Source organism: Psychrobacter sp. TB67 (assembly GCF_000511065.1).
GTDB lineage: Bacteria > Pseudomonadota > Gammaproteobacteria > Pseudomonadales > Moraxellaceae > Psychrobacter > Psychrobacter okhotskensis.
Genome location: NZ_AYYA01000001.1, coordinates 1 through 1,083, shown reverse-complemented (window position 1 = coordinate 1,083; position 1,083 = coordinate 1). Strand labels below are relative to the sequence as shown.

At 44.4% G+C, this 1,083-nt stretch carries 1 protein-coding gene; it reads left to right on the top strand.

What is annotated here, in order from left to right:
• Positions 1 to 136: 136 nt before the first annotated feature.
• A complete protein-coding gene (locus tag W293_RS0100005; protein ID WP_025650488.1) occupies positions 137 to 1,030 on the top strand; it encodes a TIGR01777 family oxidoreductase in 894 nt (297 codons plus the stop codon).
• Positions 1,031 to 1,083: the final 53 nt, after the last annotated feature.

Here is a 1,083-nt window from a genome sequence, read left to right as displayed (position 1 = left end):
CCAGAAGAAGGCGTAATAAATGCAGCTTAATATTTAAACAAAGAGTGACAACTATCTTGAAAAACACCGCCCGTTTTCGTATATTTGTTGGGTTGGGAAATTCAACCAATGAGTTCCATATACTTAAGGAAATACCATGAAAATACTCATCACTGGCGCTAGTGGTTTTATTGGTCGCCAATTGGTTGCACTTTTAGCACCTATGCATCAGTTGACCCTATTAACCCGCTCTCCAGAACAAACGCGTAAAGTACTCGGTGCAGAGCATCAATATTTAGCTAGTTTGGATCAACTAGATGATTTAAATACCATAGATGCGGTAGTAAATTTAGCGGGTGAGCCCTTCGTTGCAAAGCGCTGGAGTAAAAACCAAAAACAACTTATCTGCAGTAGCCGCTGGAATACAACTGCTAGGTTAACCCAACTTATTCAACAAAGTAGTAATCCACCCAGTGTTATGGTGAGCGGTTCTGCTATTGGGTTTGGTCGACAAGGTGAACAACTCTTAAATGAAAATAGCACTCCCTTTATTGAATTCAGCCATGAAATCTGCAAAACCTGGGAGCAGTTAGCGCTAAATGCAGCATCGGAGCATACTCGGGTCAGTATTATTCGGATCGGTTTCGTACTCGGTCACGGCGGCGCGCTAGAAAAGATGCTTCCCCCCTTTAAACTAGGTCTCGGTGGCCCAATAGGGCATGGCCGCCAAGGCATGAGTTGGATACATGTCAACGATCTCATCTCTCTTATCGAATTTTTACTCACCCATGACCAGTGCCAAGGCATATTTAATGCCACAGCTCCTAACCCTGTGAGTAATGCCGAATTTGCGAAAACATTAGGTAAGGCACTTAATCGACCCGCAATGATCACAACACCGCCGCTTGCCTTACGTCTAGCCATGGGGGAAATGTCTGAACTACTTACTGAAGGCCAATTTGTTTACCCTAAACGGGCGCTTGAGGCAGGGTTTCAATTTCAGTACACAGATCTCGAATCGGCATTAACGGATATTTTAACACGCCATTAGTGCTGCATTCTGATAATGGGGCGCCGATGAAGTCACTGACCATGAAAGCCAAG